We start from the raw sequence: 22930 nt of genomic DNA, 5'->3' as shown, positions 1-22930 counted from the left end.
AACTTGAGAAAAGTTATTGTTCATGGAACATACATTTATCCAATTTATGAGGATGCGCTTGTTGTAGCATTGCGAAAAGTTGGATATTTAGTAATTAGCGATAAAGTGTCTCTTGGGAACTCTATTTTTACGAAGTTTCAGTTAAGGTTTAACTTTTTGCCGTCGCCATTAGTTATTTATTTAAGTATTAATTTATTTTTTCGAATAATTAAAGGAAATCCTAATGTTGTTTTTCTTTGGAAAGCATTTTGGATACATCCAATCGTTTTACGGATCTTAAAGTTTGTAAGGCCTGGATGTCAGATAATAATATACAATAATGATAATCCTTATTCTTCTCTTCAAAATCCGGGAATTTTCGACGACAAATATCTAGTACGATATTTTCGTCAGCAAATTAAATACGCTGACAATGTTCTCGTTTATCGTTGGCAGAATGTTGAAGAAGCTAAAGCCTACGGAGCTGTTAGTGTATTACTTTTTCCAAGCTATTACCTACCTTGGATTGATCTTCGCACCGCACCCACATTGGGTGAATACACAGGCCGCCCTTTTGAAGTCTGTTTTGTTGGACATTATGAATGTGATGGACGCATTATTTATTTAAAGGAAATAAACTCTCTATTTAAATTGATTCTAGGTGGGGGTAATACTTGGACTGCTAATGTATTGGATGAAATTAATTATTACGACCATGTTTGTGAGCACTTTGGTGATCAATATATAGACTTATTGAGTAAATCAAAAATTTGCCTTTGTTTTCTTTCTAAGCATAACAAAGATGAATATACTAGACGCTGTTTTGAAATTCCTGCTTCAGGAAATTTACTTCTTGTAGAAAGAACTAAATATTTAGAATCAATATTTGTTGATTTTGAATCCGCTCTTTTTTTTAGTTCAGTTGAAGAAGCAATTCAAAAGATTTATTGGGCCTTGTCTAATCAATCTTGCGCACACGAGATTCTGCTCAACGGTCAGGCTGTAGTTATAAAAGGTAACTTCTCGGTTTTTGATCGAGTTCGTCAAGTCATTAACCCACCTAAGGTGTTTTAATGCCAAATCTTTTTCTTCTACCTGATTATTTCGCTTTTATACCATTGCTTTTTTTTATTTATAGTTTGTATAGAAGTGATAGTTTGAATCTTAGGGCTTTCGCTGTCTCGCTTATGTTATATGACGGTTTGTGCTTTATTGTTGGCGGATCCACTTTTGACCCCATAAAAACTTCTGGGATTATTCTCACAATAATTTATTTTGGTGTTTATTATAATCTGCGTTACTCTCCGTATTTTATATTATTTATTATTTATCTCTTCGCTCGAGATGTGATAAATTTTATTTTTTCTGATCTTAATATTGATTTAAATTCAGTACGCTTCTCAGTTCAATTTTTTGTTAATTTAATTATCATTTGGTTTTTGTCACGAATTCTTTTTAAAGGTGTAGATCTGCGATCTCGGTTGGATTTAGTCTCAAGAGTTTGCGTTTTTCTAATTTCTTTTTCTTTTTTGCTGTCGATCTATCAAATTGTAGCCTTTAATGTTGGCTTTCCTGTTAATGGAATTAAATCAAGTTATAGTCTTAACGTTTTGGGTGAAATAAAGTATGCAGCCTATAATTTAGGTGGAGTTTCTATCTTTAGGCCATATGCTCTATTTGGTGAGCCGAAGTTTTTGGCGAACGTTTCTTCTGTGTGCTTTATAGTAGTTTTGTATTGTATGAAGTATGGCGTTGATTCAATATTGAAAATTCGCTATCTGATTGTTGCGCAGTTTTCATTGCTGGTTTTAACTGCTTCTACATCCGCAATGGTTTCATTTGTTTTGGCAGTAATTATATATTTTCTCACTAATTTAAGAATTTCTTTTCGCGGAGTTGTTTTTTTCGGAATAATAGTATTTGTATCAAATATGTTGTTTCCATCTCTTAGGGAGTTTATCTTTGACTTTGTTTCTAATCGGTTACTTGAAAGATTTAGTGGAGAAACTGGACCGTTAGAGAGCCATGAGTCATTCTATGCTGATCGTTGGTTAGCTGATTACTTTAATTTTTTTCTTGGCTCTGGATACTCATATTTTTATGAATATGGTTTTTCTCAAGGATTTAGATCTTTGCCAAATGCAACCTTAATATTTTATGGCATTGTTGGAGGAATTGGTGGTATATTTCTTTTGATTTTATCTATATATGGTTCATTAATTCGCGTGTTTTACTTCATCGCTTTCCTGCCTTTAATTTTTGTCTTTTTTCCGTTCGGTAGTTTTTTAATATTGATGTTGTTCTTCAATGCAATTAGTACCTGTGATGTTGAATATAGATCTCTTGCGAAGATCTCTAGATTTGATGGAGTTCATTTTAAATCTTAATTTGTCTTGTATTGATAAGTATTGTATTTCTATTGTTTAATTATTCTTGAGTAGTATTTATAGCGCTGCAGATTTCATTAATTCTATTTATTATTGTATCCTATTTGGCTCGTATGATTTTACCTTGCCTGGTATTGCTTTGATTGATTAATTGCATTATATAATAATTTTAAATGGTGATTTGATTTTAAATTGCACTTAAGAATTTTAATCAATTGCTTTTTATATTCAAATTTGTCAAATAAAATTCGATATATACGCATGTTTTATTTTAATTACTGCGTAGGATTCGAAAAATTGTTGTGTTGATTCATGGATGTGATTTGATGCTTTTGTCTGTTCTTCTTATTTATATATAATTTATTTTGTTATAGACAATATTTTTCCTGTTTTTTTAATGTATATTAAGTTACATTTTTCAGTGCGATTTATATTTGTTTTCCATGATGGTTATTGCGCTTTAGGTTTATTATTTTTATTGGCTGTCGGATGGTTGTTCCAGTCTATTTCGTGTTTTGTTGTTGATGCATGTGAATTGTTTGTGAGTACTTTAGCAAAAATATTTTCCTTCGATTTGATTTTCTTAAAAATTCGTAGAGATGGTTTCTTATATGGGTCTTTCCGATAATTATCACGTCAAAAGATTATCTTTAAAAAATAAGATCGCTCGATTACTTTGGTACTTTGTTTCTTCTACTTTTTTTCGCCTGAGTCCTATACCACTGCATGGTTGGAGGCGATTTATTTTAAGATTATTTGGTGCATCAGTTGGTAGCGGTGCCCATCCTTACCCATCGGCCAATATTTGGGCTCCTTGGAATTTGATTATGGAAGAAAACTCCTGCTTAAGCCATGGGGTTAATTGCTATAACGTCGCAACGGTAAGTCTCGGTAAAAATGTCACTGTTAGTCAATTTTGCCATCTGTGTACCGCAACACACGATTACACGGATCTTCAAATGCCATTATTGGTTGCTTCTATTAGAATCGATGACTACGCATGGGTTACTGCGGATGTCTTTGTAGGCCCTGGGGTTGTTATCGGAGAAGGTGCGGTAGTTAATGCTCGTTCTTGCGTTTTTTCGGATATTGATCCATGGACTGTTGCTAGAGGTTATCCGGCCAAATCTTATAGAAAGAGAATTTTGAAAGGGGTCAAAGATTGATCTTGTCGGTTGTGGTTTTAACTTACAATGAAGCTATTCACCTAGAAAGATGTATGGCTAGTGTCATAGATCTTGCTCATGAAATTGTAGTCGTCGATTGTGGTTCTACTGATGATACGAGCAAAATTGCTCGGCGGTTTGGAGCAAGTGTATTTCACAATCCCTGGGTCAACTATAGTACTCAATTCAAGTTTGCCGTATCAAAAGTTAATTCTAATTGTAAATGGATTATGCGTCTTGACGCAGATGAGTACCTTACAGAGGAACTAAAAGTTTCTGTTAGCGATTTTTTAATTAATACATCCGATGGTATTTCTGGAGTATTTTTTCGAAGACGTATGGCGTTTATGGGTCGAAAAATAATTTATGGCGGCGTATTTCCAGCCGAGATGTTAAGGTTGTTTCGGGCTGGCCGCGGCTCTATCGAGTGCCGTTGGATGGATGAGCACATTAAGGTGGAAGGCAAAACTGTTGTCCTAAATGGAGAATTGATCGATGACAACCTGAATTCTCTAACTTGGTGGATTGATAAGCATAATAAGTACGCTTCACGCGAAGCGATTGATATGTTAAATCTTCAGTTCGGTTTCATGGAATATGACTCTGTTGCTTCTATGAGCGGTGACTCTCAGGCTTCGCTAAAGCGTTGGGTAAAGGAAAAAGTTTATTCACGCATGCCTATGGGCTTTCGCGCATTCGCCTATTTTTTTTACCGATACGTGATTCGTCTAGGGGTTCTGGACGGTAAAGAGGGTGCTATGTTTCACTTTCTGCAGGGTTTCTGGTACAGGTATTTGGTTGATTGTAAAGTGTACGAAGTTAAAAAATGTATGCGTGAGCAAAGTGTGGGTATTAAAGCTGCCATTAAAAACGTATTAAACATCGAGCTCTAATGGAGGATTAGTGTATGAGTTATGAATGGTTGAACGGCGAGCACTGTGACTCCCATGGCTATCTTCTGCCTGCATTGTTGAGAGAGGCTGACCTAATTGGAGTGGTAGGGCGAGCATTCGACTTAGGTTGCGGCAATGGTTCGATCGCAAGAGCCATGCAAGCTAAGGGTTGGAAAGTCTCTGGTGTTGACCCTTCCTTAGATGGTGTGATGTTCGCCAAAGATAATGACCCTTATATCGACTTGCATGTGGGCTCTGCATACGATGATTTGCGGACAAAGTTTGGAACGTTCCATCTTGTTTATAGCCTGGAAGTAGTTGAGCATTTGTATGCGCCTCGAGATTATGCAAAGACGCTTGTAAGTCTCATGCAAGATGATGGGGTTGCGATTGTTTCAACGCCTTATCATGGGTATTGGAAAAATTTAGTCATGGCGCTAACTGGTAGAATGGATTCACACTTCACTGCGCTGTGGGATGATGGGCATATCAAGTTCTGGTCTATAAGAACCTTAACCCAATTGTTTGCGGAAGTTGGATTGGACGTGATAAGAATAAATCGCATCGGGCGGGTCCCTGCTCTCGCTAAGTCTATGATTTTAGTATTAAAGAAAAAAAATAACACATGAGAGAATGACAGTGTACAGATTTCACGCCAGCAAATTTCTAATCTACGGGCGAAGAGCAGAGAATGATGGCTAAAAAATCGCCGAGACATAAAAATATTATGTTGTAGAGTGTCTAGTTAACTCGGGGCTATTCAGTGCCAACGATTGCGACGGTCAAGCCGACAGTACTAATGCTAATGCAGACCCAAAAAGATGTGGTTGATCAGATTCGCGCAATGGATAAGCAGCTTGCGAAATATGCAAGCGACGACCCTGTTGCAAGTTGCTGAAAACAATCCCAGGAGTTGGAGCACGCACCGCAATTAGCTATAAAACCTCAATTGATGACCCCACCAGATTTACCAGCGTGGCTGATGTAGGGGCATTCTTAGGATTGACGCCCAAACGGTATCAGTCTGGGGAGGTTGACAGAAATGGTGGGATTTCAAAACACGGCAGTCGTCAGACCCGATCACTTCTATACGAGGCAGTATCTTGCTTGCTAACACGGTACGGCAAACATACAGTATCTTGCTTGCTAACACGGTACGGCAAACATACAACGCTGGCAGCTTGGGCAACTAAACTTCGAGAGCGGCTTGGGTTCAAAAAGGCTGTTGTCGCCCTGGCCCGAAAACTGTCCACCTTGATGCTCAGCATGTGGAGATCTGGAGAGGTGTATAGAAGTGAAATCGCGAGTGTCTAATTGATCTAATTTTTTTATTGTTGGGCTTGAGAAGTTGAGAGAATCAAACTGAGTTCCTCGACTTATCCAATTCCGAGATTCGCTTTGCACGATTTAGAAATGCGAGAATCACATAGGAATGGATGCGACGTCTGGCTGCATGTTGTAGCGCTGAAAGGATGACTAGGTAGACGACAAAGACCGAGTTTGAGACTTTTATTTAAAAGCGATTTGACAAATTAGACGATAAAAGGATTTATCGCATTTATCGTGAGCTGGAATTGAACCTGCGAATCAAGCCGAAGAAGCGCTTGGTGCGAGAGAAATCTGAGCAGCTGTTTGAGCCTATGAGAATCAATCATGTGTGGTCGATGGATTTCATGCACGATCAATTGGCCGACGGCAGAAGTATTCGACTGTTCAACGAGATCGACAATTTCAATCGGGAAGTATTGACCATCGAGATTGATTTCTCTCTGCCTTCAGAGCGCGTGATACGCGCTCTGTATCAGCTCATTGAATGGCGTGGCAAACCCGAGGCCATCATCGTAGACAACGGCCACGAATACATCAGTGGCGTCATGGTGGCTTGGGCAGAAAAACGCGGCATCACTTTGAAATATATTCAACCTGGCAAGCCGCAGCAAAACGCCTATGTTGAACGATTCAACCGAATAGTTCGATACGACTGGCTGGTTCAACATTTGTTTGATGATTTGGAACAAATGCAGGGACACGCAGCAGACTGGATGTGGATTTACAATCACGAAAGGCCGAACATGGCCATTGGTGGAATCACACCCAAAATGAAGTTGGCTATGGCGGCCTAAGCTCTACTTTCGAACCCCGTTAAAAATGGGGGTATTACCGTACCATATAAAAATTTGGCAGAGAATGTCTCTATCATTCTGTTCCTTGGTGTTACATTAATCACTGCATTGAGTCCACTTTATTTGTACTTATTAGTCATAGTATTTTAGGTCTTTTCGATGATTTCCTTAAGCAAATTCCGTTTTTTAGCATTACTATGCGTCCCAACCTTGGTGTCTTGTGCTTTTCCTGGCCAGTATTTGGGTCTCGACTTGACCAAGCCTAACCAGCAAAACGCCGAGGCTACCGGAGTCGAATATCAATTAACCCCTATCGATGCAATCACCCTACAAGCGCTCAACAGCCAGCAACGCGAAGCGTCAGCTGTTCCCCTTGGCTTGAAGCAGAATTTATCGGATTATCAATACAAAATCGGTGTGAGCGACTTGGTGCGCATTACCGTTTGGGACCACCCTGAGCTAACCAACCCGGCAGGCAACACCACCGGGCAATTGCAAGGCCAAGTGGTATTGCCTGACGGCACCTTTTACTTCCCGTTCTTGAACAAAGTGAACGCCGCTGGCCGCACCACCGAGGAAATACGGGTTGAAATGACCCAAAAGCTGGAGAAGTTCATTCGCAGCCCGCAAGTGGATGTGTACATTCAACCCAACGGTTTTCGTTCGCAGAAAATTTATGTTAGCGGTGAAGTGGCGCAGCCCGGCTTTTTCCCAATTACCGATGTACCCACGCGCCTTGGGGACGCAATTTCACAAGCTGGTGGGTTAAGCAAGGAAGCCGACCTTGAGCAAATTACCCTGCAGCGCAACGACCAAACTTTTGTGTTGAACGCATACAGTTTGTTGTACCAAGGCGACCTAACCCAGAACGTACTGCTGCAAAACGGCGATGTAATTAATATTCCGGATCGCCGTTTGAAAAAGGTATTTTTAATGGGCGAGGTGGTAGAACCCACTTCATTCGTAATGCCCGTGGGCAAACTGACATTGGCCGAAGTGCTAAGCGATGTAGGCGGCATTAACCAAAACACGGCCAATGCACAACAGGTGTATGTAATTCGTTCGCCAAGTGGCCCAATAGCAATTAACGGCATGCAACAAACACTGGATATTTTTCACCTGGACAGTACAAGCCCCACAAGCGTTGTGTTTGCTGATCAGTTTGTGATGCAGCCACGCGACGTGGTGTACGTAGACCCTGTGCGCTTGGTGCGCATTAACAGGTTGCTGGGTACAATTTTGCCATCACTTCAGGTATTGCCAGCAATACGTTCCAACATTCGCGTGTTGGAAGGCGAATAAACGAGAGAACAAGAGATTGAACCCAATGAATATGCCTTTCGAAACCAACAGCAAAGGCCAGGCCTTTGCTGCTGTTCACCCGCAATCGGGTGAACGAACCGAAGATGCAAGTGAAATCAACTTGATCGATCTATGGTACAACCTACTTGACTTTAAGTGGGTGGCCTTGGCGATCGCTGGTGTGGCCTTGGCCTTGGGGCTCGTATACGCCACCGTCGCCACCCCTATTTATTCGGCCGATGTATTGTTGCAGGTTGAAACCAAACAGGCGGGTGGCCTGGCCGCGTTGGAAGATGTAAGCGGTGTACTGGCCGCTGGTGGCAGCAATGTAACAGGTGAAATTGAAATTATTACAAGCCGTACTGTTGTTGAAAGCGTAGCTAACTCTATGGGTTTGGCTCAGATTGTTTTGCCAGAATATTTTCCTATATTTGGTCGGTGGCTGGCTACACAGCATGAAGCAGCATTGGGCCTGGCCCAGCCGCCTTTAGGATTAAATCAATTTGCCTGGGGTGGTGAAAAATTAAAGCTGGCCCAGTTCAACATACCCACCGAATTTACCGACCAGGCTTTCAAGGTAATTAAAGGCGAAGGGAATACCTATGCGTTGTACAGCCCAGAAAACCAGCTGTTGGGCGCAGGCACAGTGGGGCAAGTTTTGAATTTTGACGTAGGTTATGGTTCAGGTAGCTTGAATATTTCCCAGTTCGAAGCCAACCCCGGCCTGCAGGCCAACGTGATACGCCGCCACCCGCTAAGTTTGCACAATGGTTTGGTGGGTTCGCTTTCTGCAAGCGAAGTGGGCCGCAACAGCAGCATGATTCGCGTGAATTATGAAAGCCCTAGCCCAGCATTTGCAGTTCAGTTTTTGAATGGACTTGCCAACGCGTATTTGCGCCAGAATGTGGAACGTAAAGGGCAGGAAGCCGAACAGCAACTGGTGTTTCTGGACCAGCAACTGCCCAGCATTAAAGAACAACTGCGCAAGGCCGAAGACGCTTTGAATGTGTTTGTGCAAAGCAAAGGCACGATTGACCCCACCCTGGACACTCAACGAATTTTGGGGCAAGACGTTGAGCTTGAAACCAAACGTGTGGAGTTTGGACTTGAAAGGGAAAAGCTGCTTCAGCGGTTTCAGCCCGGGCACCCCCTGATTCAGGCAATCGACGATCAACTAGCCCAGTTGCGCAGTGTGCGTGGCGGTGTGGCCAGCCAGGCCCAGGCCTTGCCGGAGGTGCAGCAGGAATACTTGCGCTTGCGCCGCGATGTAGAGGTGAACCAGGCTTTGTACACCTCGCTATTGAACGGTGCACAGCAACTGAAAGTAGCCAAGGCGGGCACTGTGGGCAACGTGGCCATAGTGGATTATGCGCAGCAACCCAAAAACGCATTCAAGCCCAGGAAGGGGCAGGTGGTGGCCTTGGCCTTGCTTGCAGGCTTATTTTTTGGTGTATTGGCCGCGCAGGTACTGGCCATGCTGCGCAGCGCCATACGTGACCCCAGCAAGCTGGAGCAAGCCACTGGCTTGTCGGTTTATTCGATTGTGCCGCTAAGCAAACGGCAAACAGAAGCTGAAAAAAGCCTGCGCCGCCGCACAGACAAAGTGGGCTTGCTGGCAGTTTCTTCACCCAACGACCCGTCGATTGAGGCCTTGCGCAGTTTCCGCACGGGTTTGCAGTTTGCCACCATCGATTCACCCAACAAACGGGTGCTGATCACCGGCCCTGTGCCTGAAATTGGAAAGTCGTTTGTGTCGGCAAACTTCGCGGCCATTATGGCGCAGGCTGGAAAGCGTGTGTTACTGATTGATGGCGACATGCGCAAAGGCACCTTGAGCCGTTATTTCATTCAGGAAGAACGCAGCGATGTGAAACACCCCGGTTTAAGTGATGTGGTGGCTGGGCAAGTTGAATTCAACAAGGCGCTGGTAAGCACTGAATTGGATAACCTTCATGTGCTGGTAGCAGGTTCAGTGCCGCCCAACCCAAGCGAATTGTTGCTGCACCCCAATTTCATTGCCCTGCTTGAAAAAGCCGACGCTGAATACGATTACATCATTATTGACAGCCCACCCGTGCTGCTGGTTAGCGATGCTTCTATTCTTGGGCAACACTGCTCTGCCGCGTTCATTGTGGCCCGTTATGGCGCCAGCAATGTGCGGCAGGTGGCCGATTCGCAGAAGCGCTTGGCGCAGGCCGGTGTTCGGGTAAATGGATTGATATTCAACGGTTTTATTGCCAACCGTTCTGGCTACTATTACGGCTATGGCTACGGCTATGGCTACAAAAATGCCTACGGCACCTATGGCGACCCTGTGGCTGGCAAAGCCAGCTGAAACGGGAATTGAAGCGCATGGCAACCATTCCACTGATTACCGTAATATGCACGGCCAATATTTGCCGCAGCCCCATGGGGCAGGCTATTTTGCAGGCCAAAGCCGATGCCGCAGGTTTGCAGTTGGCAGTAAATTCTTGCGGTGTGCAGGCCTTAACCGGCATGCGGCCTGATAAACAGGCGCTGGGTGCGCTGGAACGCGCTGGTTACAAAATTGGTGAAGAAAAGCGTGCCATGCAATTGTTAATGCCACAAGCCAATGCAGCACAGTTAATGTTGGTGATGGAACACAGGCACAAGCAGTGGATTACGCACAACTTTCCCGCTTATTCCGGAAAAGTGTGGTTGATGGGCCACTGGAACCTGCAAAGCGAAGTACCCGACCCCATTGGGAAAGGGCCGGAGCAGTTCGATGAGTGTTTGCAGTTGCTGGAATACGAAATTGACCAGTGGCTGCCCAAGTTAAAAACCCTTCTTTAGCCAAATGACATGAAGATTGACACTGTTTTGAACCGCCGCAGTATTGTGTTGCTGGCCACCTGCATGTTGGCCCCGGTTGCTGCAAATGCTGGCGGTGGCGGTCATGGTATCGATTTTTCATGGGCAGGATTTTGGCGTGGTGGCGATTTGCCTGCCTCGACAAGTTATGCAGGTGCTACGGGTTTGTTAAATAGCCCAAGTGCTGAAATTCTTGACCAAGGTGTGTTTGCCCTGCACCGGGATAATTTTATCGACCGGCGTTTTGGGGCCCGCAGCGAGAGCGGTAACAGCACTGCGTTGGTGGTGGGCATATTGCCGTTTTTGGAAGTTTCTGGCCGCTTGGCCAACTATGACAACAGCTTGCCGCCCCGGCCAAATGGCTTTGATCAAAGTGGGCCGCGCGATTTGTCGGCAAATCTTAAAATTCAGGTGCCACGCTTATTCGATGGCATGCCCTTTTTGGCAATTGGCGCGACCGATGTAGGCGGTGCGGCCAACAACTTTGAATCAACCTACGCGGTGGCCACCCAGCCTTGGGGGCCATTCAAGTTCACGGCGGGTGTTGGTGCTGGGCCAGACCAATTCGATGGCGCATTTGGTGGCGTGGAAATGGATGTGTTCAACACAGGCGTTTCCTTGTTGCTGGAAAACGATGCACGCGACACATTTGCAGGTGTGCGCTACACGTCACCAGAAATTCGCCGGGCCTTGAATTCAAGAATTGTGACCACCGTGTCGCGCAGCTTCGGTGCGCTGAACGAAAGAAACATTGAACAAGACCGAACGGAGTTTTCAGTGGCGCTGCAAATTCCGTTGCAACCCCGCGAAAGCGCTGGGCGCCTTGATGGTTTGGTGAATGTTGCGCCCAGCAAGCTGCCCCCGCGTGCGCCATTGCCGCAGGCTGGAATTGAGGGCGAGCGCTTAAACGTTCAAAGAACACGGGCAAGCGATATTCCAGATTTGAATGCAGCACGCAAACAAGAATTGACCAAACTTCGTGAAGCGGTTTATGCCGCAGACCCCGGTTTGAGGCCCTACACAGAGCAAGCTGCTCAAGAGCTGCAATCTGTGTTGGTGCAGCACGGCCTTGAAGAAGTGCGTGTTGGCTTGGCTGGTAACCGCACCAAAATATTGGTGATTCAATACCAAAATCAGCGATTTGTGAACAATGAATTAGACGCTGTTGGTTTGGTGCTGGGTGAAGCCGTGCGCAATACCCAGGGTCTTGATGTGTCTGATTTGCTAGTAATTTCCTTGAAGGCGAAGTCACCAATTTTTGAAGTGTTTGTTCGGCGAGACAGGTATGCAGCCTTCCTGGCTGGCGAACACGCTGCGGTATTGAACAGCAGCTTTGAGGTAAGGCCTGGCGGTGCTTCATTGGAAAGAGACATCGACTGGCTAACGGGAAAAAAAGGCCGAAGTTATGTGCGGGTAATGCTTGAGCCGCGCCTTACTACCCGGTATGGCACCGAAGTGGCCACCGTAGATTATTCAGCTGGTTTGGCAACCAATGTGTACGCGCCCTTGTGGCGCGGTGCCGAGCTAAGTACTTCTTATGTGGATCAGCTTTATAAGTCCACCAACTTTAGGCAGGGTGGGGTATTCAGCGGCGAAGAAATACGTTCAGGGTTGGAAACAGTGGCCTTGAACCAGGCATGGTGGCTGGGTAACAATTTGCTGAATGTTACCAGCGCGGGCAAGTATCAGTTTGATTACACGGGGCTGCAGCATGAAAGCACGTATTTTTTACCTGCCAGCGATGATGTATTGCGATTGCGTTTCACAGAGCTTGAACTGGACGAGGTTGGCAGGCCCGGCGCACTGAATAGCCTTAGTTCAAGCCAGCTGGCTTACCGAACATACTTTAAGAACATTAATTCTTATCTTGAGTTGAGTTATCACAACTACATCACTGAAGATTCCGGCGTAAGTGTTGAATTCAAGCGTTTTTTTGGTGATGTTTCTGTTGCCATGTCAATTCGAGACAGTGAACGTGTTCGGTTTGCAGGGTTAACTCTGGGGTTACCGATTTCACCGCGCGGTGGTGTCAAGCCGATGTATGGTGTGCAGTTAATGGGAACACCAGAATTTGCCACTGGTGTGTTTACCAAGGTGGGTGAGGACGACAACAGCGTGGCACTGGTTGGTACGGCGTTAACTTCGTACCCCTATAACACTTCAAACCTGTTGTTGAATCGTGGTCGAGTTGGCGATTCTTACTTTAAGCAACACTATGGCCGCCTGCGCGAGGCGTTTTACATGTACGGGCGCAGCGATTGAATTTATTCTTCAACTTTCTATGAATTTGATTTACAGTGAATGTTGATTTTTTTGGGCGTTTTATCTCGGGGGATTTTTATGAAGCTATTTAAATTTAAAGCAATCGCCGCAGTTGGCGTTAGTTCATTGGTGTTGGCAGCATGTGGCGGTGGTGGCGGTGGCAGTGCTCCCGCCGCGCCTGCTACCACTTCGATTTCTGGTAGTGGTGTGAAGGGGCCAATTTTTGGCGCCATGGTTACTGTTCGCAATGCATCAAGCAATGCTGTGGTTCCAGGTTCTTCTTGTACAGCAACAGCCCGTAATGGCACGTATTCTTGCACCATTCCGGCAGCTGCTACAGGCCCCTTTAAAGTAGAGCTGACCGGCGGTACGTTCTGCCCAACAGAAGTTCAGGTTCCGGAAAGTGGTCAGTGCCCAGGCGCGGTAACACCCAAGGCTGTAGACACACCGCTTAGCACCATTGTGGTGGGTACTGCTGGGGCAACTACATTTGCATCTGCACCAATTACTCCGTTTACCACAGCGGCAGTAGCCCGCGCAGGTGCCAACCCGGCAACCTTTGTTCAGCAATACCAAACCTTGGCACAAACTTACGGTATTTCCCCCAACCCAACCGACAACCCGTTGGCGGGTGGCCAGCAGGCTAGTTTGTTGGCAGCGATTGGTGCTTCTAACCAGCCATTGTCGCAAGTGCTTGCGAACATTGATGCCAATGAAGTGCCAACCAATGCACCGGGAGAAAACACCAGCCAGCCCGCGGCTGCAACACCGGACCAAGGTAGTTCAGCTGGATTGGTTGTACCTACTGCACCACCAGCAAGTGGCGCGCCTGTAACGGGTGGTACTGGTGGTACAACAGGTGGATCGGGCGGTGGTTCGTCTTCCGCAAGTTAATACCTGAAGCTTTGAAAAGGGCCCCGACTGGTTCGGGGCTTTTTTTTGACTAATGCCGCACAATGCCGTAACGGTATTGAATTTTTCTTCTAAAGGCTTTTGGAGTAATGAAGTTTTTTACTCATTGATGCAGTATGTAGATGGTCCACCCCAATTTTTTGGGGGAAGCAAATGTTGCGAATTGTGAGTAAACTTGTTGTCTATGTTTAGTTCAGGCGGGTTGAATGAAACGAGTCAACCACAGCCGAAAATTATTGAATTTTGTTTTGTAATTTTGAATCAAGTGAATTCTATTCACAGCAGCACCTACTAAATATTCATTGTCGTTATTTAAATTTTATTGATTTTATTGGTCAGTAATTTGATGGAAATAAGGGCTTTTTACCCCGTATATTTCCGATTACCACCGTTTACAGGATTAGGTGTTTGATGAATACGCCAGGCAAAGCAGTTCCCATTAAAAACAGCCGCCGCATTGGCCTGGCGCTTGCCTCGCGCTTGTGGGTGTGGGCAAGTTTCGTCAGTTTTGTGGCCCTGGTATTGGGCATTGTTATCGATGTTTTGCCTTTAATAAAGCTGACTGATCGATCTGGCAGCGCCTTTGTGCTGTTTGGTGGTATTTTTGCGGTCAGCGTATTGGCATGCTGCGTTGTATTGTTAACCAAGCGTTGGCATGCCCGGTTTAGCATGGACAGCGATTTAAGCGCAGTTCAAAAAATTCATCAGGTTGCAGTTCCTCGCGTAGGCGGCCTGCCCATATCCTTGGCTGCAGCTGCGGGCGTAATATGGATGGGGGTTAGTGACCACCCTTTGTTCTCGACCGCTTCCCTTGTTTTGTTATGTGGTCTACCTGTGTTTTTAATCGGCTTTACTGAAGACCTGACCAAACAGGTTTCTGTAAAGCTTCGGTTTCAAGCCACTTTCTTGGGTGGCTTGTTGGCTTGCGCTGCATTGGGAGCTGTAATTACTTCAGTGAATATTGCGTGGATAAACAAGCTATTGGCCATTGCGCCTGTTGCTTGGTGTTTCACGGCTTTTGCAATGAGCGGGTACAGCAATGCGATCAACATGATCGATGGTTTAAACGGCTTGGCCAGCGGTGTAGTCTGCATTTTGGCTATAGGGCTGTGCGTGCTGGCACTGAACCATCAGGCGATGGACATTGCTTTGTACTGTATTGTGTTGATCGCCGCTGTGTTGGGGTTTTGGGTTTTTAATTTTCCGGTAGGTAATCTGTTTCTTGGCGATGGTGGTGCCTATTTTCTGGGTTTTACCTTGGCTGTTCAGGCGGTTATGTTGCAGTCTGGGTATGGTGATGTAAATGCATGGGCTATTTTGTCGGTTTTGGCCTACCCAGTTATCGAAGTGATGTATTCAATACTGCGCCGCAAATTGGTGAATGCGAACCCAGGGATGCCCGATCGTTCCCATTTTCACCAGTACGTGCAGCGCAGCCTACAAATCATGGTTCGCAAGCAAGGTGGTGTGCCGAACATGTGTGTAAATTCCCAAGCCACGCCATTTTTGTGGCTGTTCACGTTAATGTCCGTGGGTTTTGCTTTGTATTTCAATCGCTTGGGGATGCCAGCGCTTGGGTTTTTGTTAACCGTTGTGTTTTATGTGGCGTCGTATCAGGTATTGGGGCGTTACATTGCCAAAAACAGGCAATGGGAATAACCCAAATTATTCCGTGATTTTTGAAGTAAAACGTTCAAATTTAACTTGCGCGCTTGGCGTTAAAGTGAAGTCACCAATCGCGGTGCGCAACGCGTCTGAATCATTCCTAGGTTGAACACACACTAGGCGATATACCTTGTAGCCAGCCTTGTCGAGTTTGTTGTTCTTGGGGCGGTGCCCAACAGCAAAAGCAAGCAAATCAATTTCGTTGGGCTGTAAGGAAACACTAAAGCGGTCTGTTAGCAGCCCTCCGCGGGCTTTTAATCGCAACTCACCAGAAGCATGCTTGGAAAATCGTAGATTGTGGGTAATGAAGGTTGCACCCCGGTTGAGTAACAAGCCGCTTTGCAGTGCATAGCGACCCAGAAGCACAACTACAGCCAAGCCTGCGATAAATGCGGTGATAGTCATGAAGTAGCCTGAAGTCGATGTAAACACATATAAACGTGAGATGTAAGGGAACTTCTTACAAAGTATCTTCAGTATGAATTAAATTTTTAGAGTGGTTTATTAAATTTTTAACCATCTTGGGGTGATTGGCGGTTTGTCACGTATTTTGGGTAGCGCAGGTTTCTAAACTAATAAATATTCCAATCCAAATACTGTGGGGAGTGTTGTTTTTAAGTTGTTTTGGTTTGTGGCATAAACAAGAAACGGGGTAATTTTCCCGGTCCGCAGCAGTGGTGAAAGTGCAGAAATAACTTTGGTTTCGAGAGAGAAGTTTTTGCAGTACGTGCGCGCAATTTCTTGAAGAACCGGAATAAGGCGATTGCCAAGAATAAAATGCTGGAATGCGCTGCTGCTCATGTTGAGCAGGCTGCTGACATGTTCTAGACCAAGCAGGCGTTGTTGATAAAGGTCAAGATCAGGTCGTTGACAGTAGGTTAACTGTGCCATTGGCTTTGAATTGGTCGCCCAGCGAAGTGCATGTAGGCGATTAGATGGATCCAGTTCCTCTTTAAAGTTTTTTAGAAGTTGTACTGTAGCCCAGGCATTTTTGGCATAAACCAGCGTGTCAGCGAATCGTTGACGGGGATGGGTGCTGATCAGTATGGCTGCATTGTTTGTTGCACCGGGCATGCTGCACTGAACATGCTGTTTTAAAAGATCGTTGAAATGCACGTTTGCTAGCGCTGCTGGTGCCACCATGTTCAATGGCCGAACAACTGGGTTATCGGGATTTGCAAAACTGATGGAACCCAAATGGCTTTCATCAAACAGATACAGAAAATCCAGAGCACCCAATTCAATCTCGGGATATTGTTGTTGCGTAGTTTCTTGCTGTGACTTACTAGGAAGGTGTTGTGCAAAAACTTGAAACAATTCAGTTTGTTGATAGAAGTTGATGCAGGGTGGCATCAACACGCTAACCCAGTTTTGGTACGGGTTGTTGTTGCCGTAGTGAAACCAAAAACCATCCATGCTTTTTCCAAGCCACCCGCTGGGTTGGCCGTTGTTGAACACTTGGAGAATTTGTAAGGGAGCATGGTGACGTGGCAGGTTTAAAAACTGTGCGTTGCTCATTCCGTGTGGGCTTTGAAATAGGAATTTGCTTCGGTCAGTTTTGGCCAGGGCACAACTGTTGCGTGAAGCCCCAAACCAAATACCCGCAGCACAGCCATGACAGTTGAAAACGAAACATCTTCCCCGCGTTCTATCCTGAATACTGTGTCACGGCCAATGCCTGCTAGGTCAGCCAGTACTTGTGCAGGCATTTTGCCCCCCTTGGGCCCGGCGCGATGACGTTGTTGCCGCACCAATGCGGCAAGGTCGAGCTGGTTTTTAAGCACTGAGAATTCTTGAATTGTGTCGGTTTTAGTAATCATTAATGTAAAATATATACAAATGATGTTTATATAATACCAAGAATAAATGTACGTTACTTGGACATTGCTGGAGCTTGCCCTACACTTCCCATTTGGAAATTAGCAGGCAAGGCGATAAATCATGAGTAAAGTGGCGTTGATTACTGGTGTAACGGGGCAAGATGGTTCGTACCTGGCCGAGTTTTTGCTGGGCAAGGGCTATGAAGTGCACGGGATCAAGCGCCGCGCTTCACTATTCAATACCCAGCGGGTGGACCACATTTATGAGGATCCACATGTTGAAAATGCCAAGTTCAAACTGCACTACGGTGACCTTACCGATAGCTCGAACCTGACTCGGATTATTCAAGAGGTTCAGCCTGATGAGGTTTATAACCTAGGTGCACAAAGCCACGTCGCTGTGAGTTTCGAAGCCCCTGAATACACCGCCGATGTAGACGCCATGGGAACCTTGCGACTACTGGAAGCGATTCGCTTTCTTGGCCTGGAAAAGAAGACCCGTTTTTACCAGGCCAGTACTTCTGAACTGTATGGTTTGGTTCAGGAAATTCCGCAAAAGGAAACCACGCCTTTTTACCCGCGCAGCCCCTATGCAGTGGCCAAAATGTACGCCTACTGGATTACGGTGAACTATCGCGAAAGTTATGGCATGTACGCCTGCAACGGTATTTTGTTTAACCATGAAAGCCCGCGCCGTGGCGAAACCTTTGTAACCCGCAAAATTACCCGTGGCATGAGCAACATTGCTGTGGGCCTTGAACAGTGCTTGTACATGGGCAATATGGATGCGCTGCGCGATTGGGGCCATGCGAAAGATTACGTGGAAATGCAGTGGCTGATGCTGCAGCAAGATGCGCCAGACGACTTTGTGATAGCCACGGGTGTGCAGTACAGTGTGCGCCAGTTTATTGAAATGACGGCGCAAGAGTTGGGCGTCACTTTGCAATGGGTGGGTTCCGGTGTAGAGGAAAAAGGGGTGGTGGCTAGTATTGAGGGTGACAAGGCACCAGCATTGAAGGTGGGCGATACAGTGGTGCAGGTTGACCCCCGTTACTTCCGCCCAGCAGAAGTAGAAACCTTGCTTGGAGACCCTACCAAAGCCCGCGAGAAGCTAGGATGGACACCGCAAATTACTTTGCAGGAAATGGTGCGGGAAATGGTGCAGTTTGATTTGAACGCCGCGCGCCAGCATGCGCTATTGAAGCAGCATGGTTACAACGTTGCAGTAAGTCGCGAATAAATAGGGCGGAAACCATGTCGAAAGTTGCTTTGAACAACGAGTCAAAAATTTACGTAGCAGGCCATGGCGGCATGGTAGGTAGTGCGATTGTGCGTTGTCTAAAATCGCGTGGTTTTTCAAATTTGGTGATGCGGACACATGCAGAGCTGGATTTATGCAACCAAGCGGCGGTAAATACATTTTTTGCGCAGGAACGTCCCGATGCCGTAGTACTGGCTGCGGCCAAAGTGGGTGGTATTTACGCCAACAACATTTACCCTGCTGAATTCATTTTTCAGAACTTGCTTGTTGAGTGCAACGTAGTACATGCCGCACACATGAATGATTGCCAACACCTTCTGTTTTTGGGTTCAAGCTGCATTTATCCAAAGTTGGCCGAGCAACCTATGACTGAATCGGCTTTGCTTACCGGTACATTGGAAAGCACCAACGAGCCGTATGCAGTTGCGAAAATTGCTGGAATTAAATTGTGTGAAAGCTACAACCGCCAATATGGTCGAAATTACCGAAGCGTGATGCCCACTAATTTGTATGGCGAAAATGACAACTTTCATCCTGAGAATAGCCACGTAATTCCCGCAATGATGCGCCGTTTCCATGAGGCGAAACTGAATGGAGATTCGGAGGTGATTGTGTGGGGTACCGGCACGCCAATGCGCGAGTTCCTTTACGTAGATGACATGGCTTCAGCCAGCGCGCATGTTCTGCTGTTGGGGGATGATGTTTACCGTGCCAATACTGATGCAATGCTAAGCCACATCAATGTGGGCACCGGTGTGGATTGCACGATCCGCGAGCTGGCAGAAACCATGCAACGCGTGGTGGGTTTTTCTGGCAGATTGGTATTTGACCCCACCAAGCCGGATGGTACGCCCCGTAAGTTGATGGATGTTAGCCGACTCCGCAAACTGGGTTGGCAGTACAGCACAGACTTGGAAACAGGGTTGAGGAAAACCTATGAATGGTTTCTTGAAAATGTGGAAGGGTTGAGGCAGGTTTAGGCGCCGTGCAGAACCAGGCTTGAAGTGGACTTTTGAATTGTTCACGATCACTATGCACACGGGGCAACGCCCCCAAAACTACAATCGATGGACCTTACATGACAAGCACGAACCGAGTAATCCCCGTAATTTTGTGTGGCGGCGCAGGCACCCGGCTGTGGCCGGTTTCCCGCAAAAACTTTCCCAAGCCATTTTTGAAAGTGGGGGCTGAAAGCCTGATTGCGCAAACTGTGCGCCGCGCGGCGGCGGTGGCCAAGGCTGCCGATTCACAAGACATTTTGCTGGTGAGCAATGAAGGCTACCAATTCCTGCTGCAAGACGAATGCGCACCCGTGCTGAAAAGCGAGGGCGGTAACCTGGCCCTGCACCAATTGCTGGAGCCCCAAGGCCGCAATACCGCACCCGCGATTGCCCTGGCCGCACAATGGGCGCAGGCCAAATACCCCAATGAAAACCCCGTGCTGTTGGTGTTGCCCGCAGACCATTTAATTAACCCTGTGGCTGAATTTGTTCGCGTGGCCCAGCAGGCAGTGGCTGCTGCACGCAAGGGTTGGTTGACCTGTTTTGGCATTACGCCCACTGCACCGGAAACCGGTTTTGGTTACATTCAGCAAGGTGCACCCGTCGATGAAATCAACGGTACCTTTGCAGTGCAGCGCTTTGTTGAAAAACCCAAATTAAGCGTGGCCATGGAATACCTGGCCAGCGGCCAGTACGTGTGGAACGGCGGGATGTTTGCGCTGCGCGCAGGCGACGTGTTGAATGCCCTTGAAGCGAACGAACCCACTGTGGCGGCGCAGGCTGCCGTGGTGTGGGGTACGGCCAAAGCGACTGTCGGCAGTGCCTACACATTCAACAAAGATGAATTTGCGAAACTGCCCGATATCAGCATTGATTACGCGGTGATGGAAAAGGCCAGCAATGTGGCGGTGGTGGCCGCCAACTTTCAGTGGAGCGACATTGGCAGCTGGGCTGCCTTGGCCGAGCAGTGCGAAGCCGATTCCAAAGGCAACACCGTGCAGCAGGAAGGCGAGGGCCAGTTGATTTCAATCGACAGCAACAACACCCATGTGCGTTTGGGCAACCGCGCGGTGGCAACACTGGGCGTGGAAAACCTGTTGATTGTCGACACACCCGATGCCTTGCTGGTGGCCGACAAAAGCCGCCACCAGGATGTAAAGAAAGTGGTGGAAACCTTGAAGGCGCAGGGCAGTGAATTGGTGAATGTGCACCCCACAGCGCATCGCCCTTGGGGCACTTACACCGTGCTTGAAGATTCGAAGGGCTACAAAATAAAGCGCATTGAAGTAAAACCTGGTGCCGCGCTAAGTTTGCAAATGCACCACCACCGCAGTGAACACTGGATTGTCGTTAGTGGTACTGCTGAAGTAACGAATGGCGAAAATGTTTTCCTGGTGCGGAAAAACGAATCAACCTACATTCCGGCTGGCAACAAGCACCGCCTGGTGAACCCCGGTGTGTTGAATTTGGTGATGATTGAAGTGCAAAGTGGCGACTACCTTGAGGAAGACGACATTGTGCGTTTTGATGACGTGTACGGCAGGGCTTAAGCCGAGGCTTGGCCAATTAATTCACTAAGCGCTTCACGCAGCTGCACGCCGCTTAAAGGCTTGTGCAGCAGCTTGAAGCCAGATTGATTGGCTTCTTGAACCCGGCTGGCGCCGGTGTCGCCGGTTAATATTACAGCGGGTACATTTCCAAGTTGTGAGCGTAATGATTGAATAGCCTGCATGCCATTGCATTTGGTTTGCAGGCGATAGTCGGCCACAATGGCGTCTGGCATTTTGCCTTGTGCCACCAAAATACGCAGCGCGGCTTCGGCGTTTTCTGCAGCAACAGTATTGCATTCCCAGCGGCTCAACATTTCACTGACGCTGGCGCGCACCATGTCATCGTCGTCAATCACCAGTACTGTTTTTCCACGCAATGGGGTTAGGTTGGCCGGCGCATGGTGGGGCACATCAATCAAATGGCTGGATTTGCCCAATGGCACGGTGACATAAAACATTGAACCTTTGCCTACTGTGGAACGTACACCCAAATCGTGATTCAGTAGCCTGCTTAAGCTGTCTGCAATGTACAACCCTAAGCCAAGGCCCTTTGCTTTGTCGCGTTCAGGGTTGCCCAGTTGGTAGTATTCCTGAAACACAGTTTCTTGGGCACTGGTCGGTATGCCAATACCCATGTCATGCACTTCAATTCGAATGAATTCCCCAAGTCTGCGGCAGCCCACCAATATGCGGCCTTTGTGGCTGTACTTGATTGCGTTTTCAATGTAGTTGCGCAAAATTAATTCAAGCAGGGCGGGGTCGCTGTAACCGCAGGCCTTGGTAGATGCCACGCGAATATCCAGATTTTTAAGCCGTGCTTGTGGTGCCAATTCCTGGCAAACCCTGCGCAACAACGGTTCCAGTTGAATGTGGCGTGGTTTGGCGGTAATGGCTGCCGAATTTACCTTTGCGGAATCTAGCAGGGTGTTCAACAAATTGCGCAAGCCGTGCCCGGCTTCTTGAATGCGGTTGAGTAAACCCTTGCTGGGGTGGTTGGCCAGGTCTGTGCCCAAGGCGTCAATTAAAAGCTCAATGGCTTGAACGGGTTGGCGTAAGTCGTGGCTTGCTGCCGCCAGGAATCGAGTTTTTGCGGCACTGGCTTGTTCAGCCACACGTTTTTGCATGGTGAGTTCTTCAACCAGCTCGGCGTTTTGAAACCGCAGGCGAATCGATTGAATCACCATGTTCTGCAAGTTGCGGCCGTAGTGAATGTTGATTAGCACATACACCAGCGACACCGTGCCCAGCACCACGTAGAACGTACTGGCTTCCGCAATGCAACGCGCAATGAAGGGCAAGGATGCAGGCAGCGCAAATGCTGCAAAGGCCGGGGTGTGGCAGGAATGAGAGGAAACCGCACCTGCCACCATGGCAGCCAGAAAGATGGTCAGGGTAATAAGAACCAAAGGTTCAGTTGAAAAAAACAGAACACCCGCGATACCCCATAGCACCCCAGAAGCTGCTGTGAATGCGATGGCTGTTTTGATCCAGTACTTTGGGTCGAAATGATGGCCTTGCTGCAAAAAACGCCGCCTTCCCAACCAACGCAAGCCTGTGAGCAAATAAACCGCAAGCAACCACAGCAGCAATGTAGCATCTTGGCTTGTTTGCCAAAGCACCGCCACAAGCCCTGCAGACGCCGCCATAACGCCATACAAAACAAAAGGAAGGTGTTCGAAAAGCAGCTTGGTTTGTTCGCGAAGAATAAGGTGCAGGTGTGTATTGTTGGCTTTCATAAATAGCGCAATAGGGCAATTGGACTAAGCATAATTGGTGA

19 protein-coding genes and 1 pseudogene are annotated in these 22930 nt (G+C 46.8%); 16 read left to right on the top strand and 4 right to left on the bottom strand.

What is annotated here, in order from left to right; translation table 11 throughout:
* Window positions 1-3 precede the first annotated feature (3 nt).
* From NSP04_RS00960 to NSP04_RS00905, 13 genes and pseudogenes are all read left to right on the top strand, one after another.
* Window positions 4-1053 (top strand): glycosyltransferase family protein, encoded by a 1050-nt coding sequence (locus tag NSP04_RS00960; protein WP_257510463.1) that lies wholly within the window; start codon window positions 4-6, stop codon window positions 1051-1053.
* On the top strand, window positions 1053-2366 hold the full coding sequence (locus NSP04_RS00955) for a hypothetical protein (protein WP_257510462.1): 1314 nt from the start codon (window positions 1053-1055) through the stop codon (window positions 2364-2366). Before NSP04_RS00960 ends, NSP04_RS00955 begins: the two co-directional genes overlap by 1 nt.
* Window positions 2367-2977: 611 nt before the next feature.
* Entirely contained in the window at window positions 2978-3532 is a 555-nt protein-coding gene (locus NSP04_RS00950) for an LbetaH domain-containing protein (protein WP_257510461.1), read from the top strand.
* An 11-nt stretch (window positions 3533-3543) separates the two neighbouring features.
* Complete coding sequence (locus NSP04_RS00945) at window positions 3544-4425, top strand: glycosyltransferase family 2 protein (protein WP_257510647.1); 882 nt, start codon at window positions 3544-3546, stop codon at window positions 4423-4425.
* Window positions 4426-4439: 14 nt separating this feature from the next.
* Window positions 4440-5054 (top strand): class I SAM-dependent methyltransferase, encoded by a 615-nt coding sequence (locus tag NSP04_RS00940; RefSeq protein WP_257510460.1) that lies wholly within the window; start codon window positions 4440-4442, stop codon window positions 5052-5054.
* A gap of 262 nt (window positions 5055-5316) precedes the next feature.
* Window positions 5317-5739: a transposase gene (locus tag NSP04_RS14990; RefSeq protein ID WP_371824980.1), complete on the top strand. Its 423-nt coding sequence runs from the start codon at window positions 5317-5319 to the stop codon at window positions 5737-5739.
* 227 nt (window positions 5740-5966) lie between these two features.
* A pseudogene (locus NSP04_RS00935) lies at window positions 5967-6548 on the top strand (IS3 family transposase); the annotation flags it as partial.
* Between the two features lie 252 nt (window positions 6549-6800).
* A complete protein-coding gene (locus NSP04_RS00930; RefSeq protein WP_257510459.1) occupies window positions 6801-7850 on the top strand; it encodes a polysaccharide biosynthesis/export family protein in 1050 nt (349 codons plus the stop codon).
* Between the two features lie 25 nt (window positions 7851-7875).
* Window positions 7876-10185 carry a polysaccharide biosynthesis tyrosine autokinase gene (locus NSP04_RS00925; protein ID WP_257510458.1) on the top strand — a complete coding sequence of 770 codons (2310 nt, stop codon included), beginning with the start codon at window positions 7876-7878 and terminating at the stop codon, window positions 10183-10185.
* 17 nt (window positions 10186-10202) lie between these two features.
* Complete coding sequence (locus tag NSP04_RS00920; RefSeq protein WP_257510457.1) at window positions 10203-10664, top strand: arsenate reductase/protein-tyrosine-phosphatase family protein; 462 nt, start codon at window positions 10203-10205, stop codon at window positions 10662-10664.
* A 9-nt stretch (window positions 10665-10673) separates the two neighbouring features.
* Window positions 10674-12944 carry a YjbH domain-containing protein gene (locus NSP04_RS00915; protein WP_257510456.1) on the top strand — a complete coding sequence of 757 codons (2271 nt, stop codon included), beginning with the start codon at window positions 10674-10676 and terminating at the stop codon, window positions 12942-12944.
* 78 nt (window positions 12945-13022) lie between these two features.
* Window positions 13023-13838 (top strand): hypothetical protein, encoded by an 816-nt coding sequence (locus NSP04_RS00910; RefSeq protein WP_257510455.1) that lies wholly within the window; start codon window positions 13023-13025, stop codon window positions 13836-13838.
* A 429-nt stretch (window positions 13839-14267) separates the two neighbouring features.
* Window positions 14268-15515 (top strand): MraY family glycosyltransferase, encoded by a 1248-nt coding sequence (locus NSP04_RS00905; protein WP_257510454.1) that lies wholly within the window; start codon window positions 14268-14270, stop codon window positions 15513-15515.
* Window positions 15516-15521: 6 nt separating this feature from the next.
* Here NSP04_RS00905 and NSP04_RS00900 read toward each other — a convergent pair whose 3' ends face one another.
* From NSP04_RS00900 to NSP04_RS00890, 3 genes are all read right to left on the bottom strand, one after another.
* Window positions 15522-15926: a hypothetical protein gene (locus NSP04_RS00900; protein ID WP_257510453.1), complete on the bottom strand. Its 405-nt coding sequence runs from the start codon at window positions 15924-15926 to the stop codon at window positions 15522-15524.
* 162 nt (window positions 15927-16088) lie between these two features.
* Complete coding sequence (locus NSP04_RS00895) at window positions 16089-17039, bottom strand: hypothetical protein (protein WP_257510452.1); 951 nt, start codon at window positions 17037-17039, stop codon at window positions 16089-16091.
* Window positions 17036-17341, bottom strand: coding sequence for a helix-turn-helix domain-containing protein (locus tag NSP04_RS00890; RefSeq protein ID WP_257510451.1), 306 nt, complete (start codon window positions 17339-17341; stop codon window positions 17036-17038). Before NSP04_RS00890 ends, NSP04_RS00895 begins: the two co-directional genes overlap by 4 nt.
* Before the next feature lie 121 nt (window positions 17342-17462).
* On the opposite strand from NSP04_RS00890, the gene gmd reads away from it, so the two are divergent.
* The 3 genes from gmd (at window position 17463) to NSP04_RS00875 (ending at window position 21153) form a co-directional block, all read left to right on the top strand.
* Window positions 17463-18581 (top strand): GDP-mannose 4,6-dehydratase, encoded by a 1119-nt coding sequence (gmd, locus tag NSP04_RS00885; RefSeq protein WP_257510450.1) that lies wholly within the window; start codon window positions 17463-17465, stop codon window positions 18579-18581.
* A 14-nt stretch (window positions 18582-18595) separates the two neighbouring features.
* Window positions 18596-19582: a GDP-L-fucose synthase gene (fcl, locus tag NSP04_RS00880; protein ID WP_257510449.1), complete on the top strand. Its 987-nt coding sequence runs from the start codon at window positions 18596-18598 to the stop codon at window positions 19580-19582.
* 98 nt (window positions 19583-19680) lie between these two features.
* Entirely contained in the window at window positions 19681-21153 is a 1473-nt protein-coding gene (locus NSP04_RS00875) for a mannose-1-phosphate guanylyltransferase/mannose-6-phosphate isomerase (RefSeq protein ID WP_257510448.1), read from the top strand.
* On the opposite strand, the gene NSP04_RS00870 is transcribed toward NSP04_RS00875, so the two are convergent.
* Window positions 21150-22889, bottom strand: a complete 1740-nt coding sequence (locus tag NSP04_RS00870) for a hybrid sensor histidine kinase/response regulator (RefSeq protein ID WP_257510447.1) — start codon at window positions 22887-22889, stop codon at window positions 21150-21152. The genes NSP04_RS00875 and NSP04_RS00870 overlap by 4 nt on opposite strands.
* Window positions 22890-22930 lie beyond the last annotated feature (41 nt).

The organism is Limnobacter parvus (assembly GCF_024623725.1).
GTDB classification, from domain to species: domain Bacteria; phylum Pseudomonadota; class Gammaproteobacteria; order Burkholderiales; family Burkholderiaceae_B; genus Limnobacter; species Limnobacter parvus.
The sequence above is the reverse complement of the archived record's forward strand: the minus strand, read 5'-3'. Positions and strand labels throughout refer to the sequence as shown.

Bases quoted from the DNA above. Each gene is read 5' to 3' on its own strand.
- NSP04_RS00955 (WP_257510462.1), top strand. From the start codon at position 1,053: ATGCCAAATCTTTTTCTTCTACCTGATTATTTCGCTTTTATACCATTG.
- NSP04_RS00950 (WP_257510461.1), top strand. From the start codon at position 2,978: ATGGGTCTTTCCGATAATTATCACGTCAAAAGATTATCTTTAAAAAAT.
- NSP04_RS00940 (WP_257510460.1), top strand. From the start codon at position 4,440: ATGAGTTATGAATGGTTGAACGGCGAGCACTGTGACTCCCATGGCTAT.
- NSP04_RS00925 (WP_257510458.1), top strand. From the start codon at position 7,876: ATGAATATGCCTTTCGAAACCAACAGCAAAGGCCAGGCCTTTGCTGCT.
- NSP04_RS00920 (WP_257510457.1), top strand. From the start codon at position 10,203: ATGGCAACCATTCCACTGATTACCGTAATATGCACGGCCAATATTTGC.
- NSP04_RS00915 (WP_257510456.1), top strand. From the start codon at position 10,674: ATGAAGATTGACACTGTTTTGAACCGCCGCAGTATTGTGTTGCTGGCC.
- NSP04_RS00910 (WP_257510455.1), top strand. From the start codon at position 13,023: ATGAAGCTATTTAAATTTAAAGCAATCGCCGCAGTTGGCGTTAGTTCA.
- NSP04_RS00905 (WP_257510454.1), top strand. From the start codon at position 14,268: ATGAATACGCCAGGCAAAGCAGTTCCCATTAAAAACAGCCGCCGCATT.
- NSP04_RS00900 (WP_257510453.1), bottom strand. From the start codon at position 15,926: ATGACTATCACCGCATTTATCGCAGGCTTGGCTGTAGTTGTGCTTCTG.
- NSP04_RS00895 (WP_257510452.1), bottom strand. From the start codon at position 17,039: ATGAGCAACGCACAGTTTTTAAACCTGCCACGTCACCATGCTCCCTTA.
- NSP04_RS00890 (WP_257510451.1), bottom strand. From the start codon at position 17,341: ATGATTACTAAAACCGACACAATTCAAGAATTCTCAGTGCTTAAAAAC.
- gmd (WP_257510450.1), top strand. From the start codon at position 17,463: ATGAGTAAAGTGGCGTTGATTACTGGTGTAACGGGGCAAGATGGTTCG.
- fcl (WP_257510449.1), top strand. From the start codon at position 18,596: ATGTCGAAAGTTGCTTTGAACAACGAGTCAAAAATTTACGTAGCAGGC.
- NSP04_RS00875 (WP_257510448.1), top strand. From the start codon at position 19,681: ATGACAAGCACGAACCGAGTAATCCCCGTAATTTTGTGTGGCGGCGCA.
- NSP04_RS00870 (WP_257510447.1), bottom strand. From the start codon at position 22,889: ATGAAAGCCAACAATACACACCTGCACCTTATTCTTCGCGAACAAACC.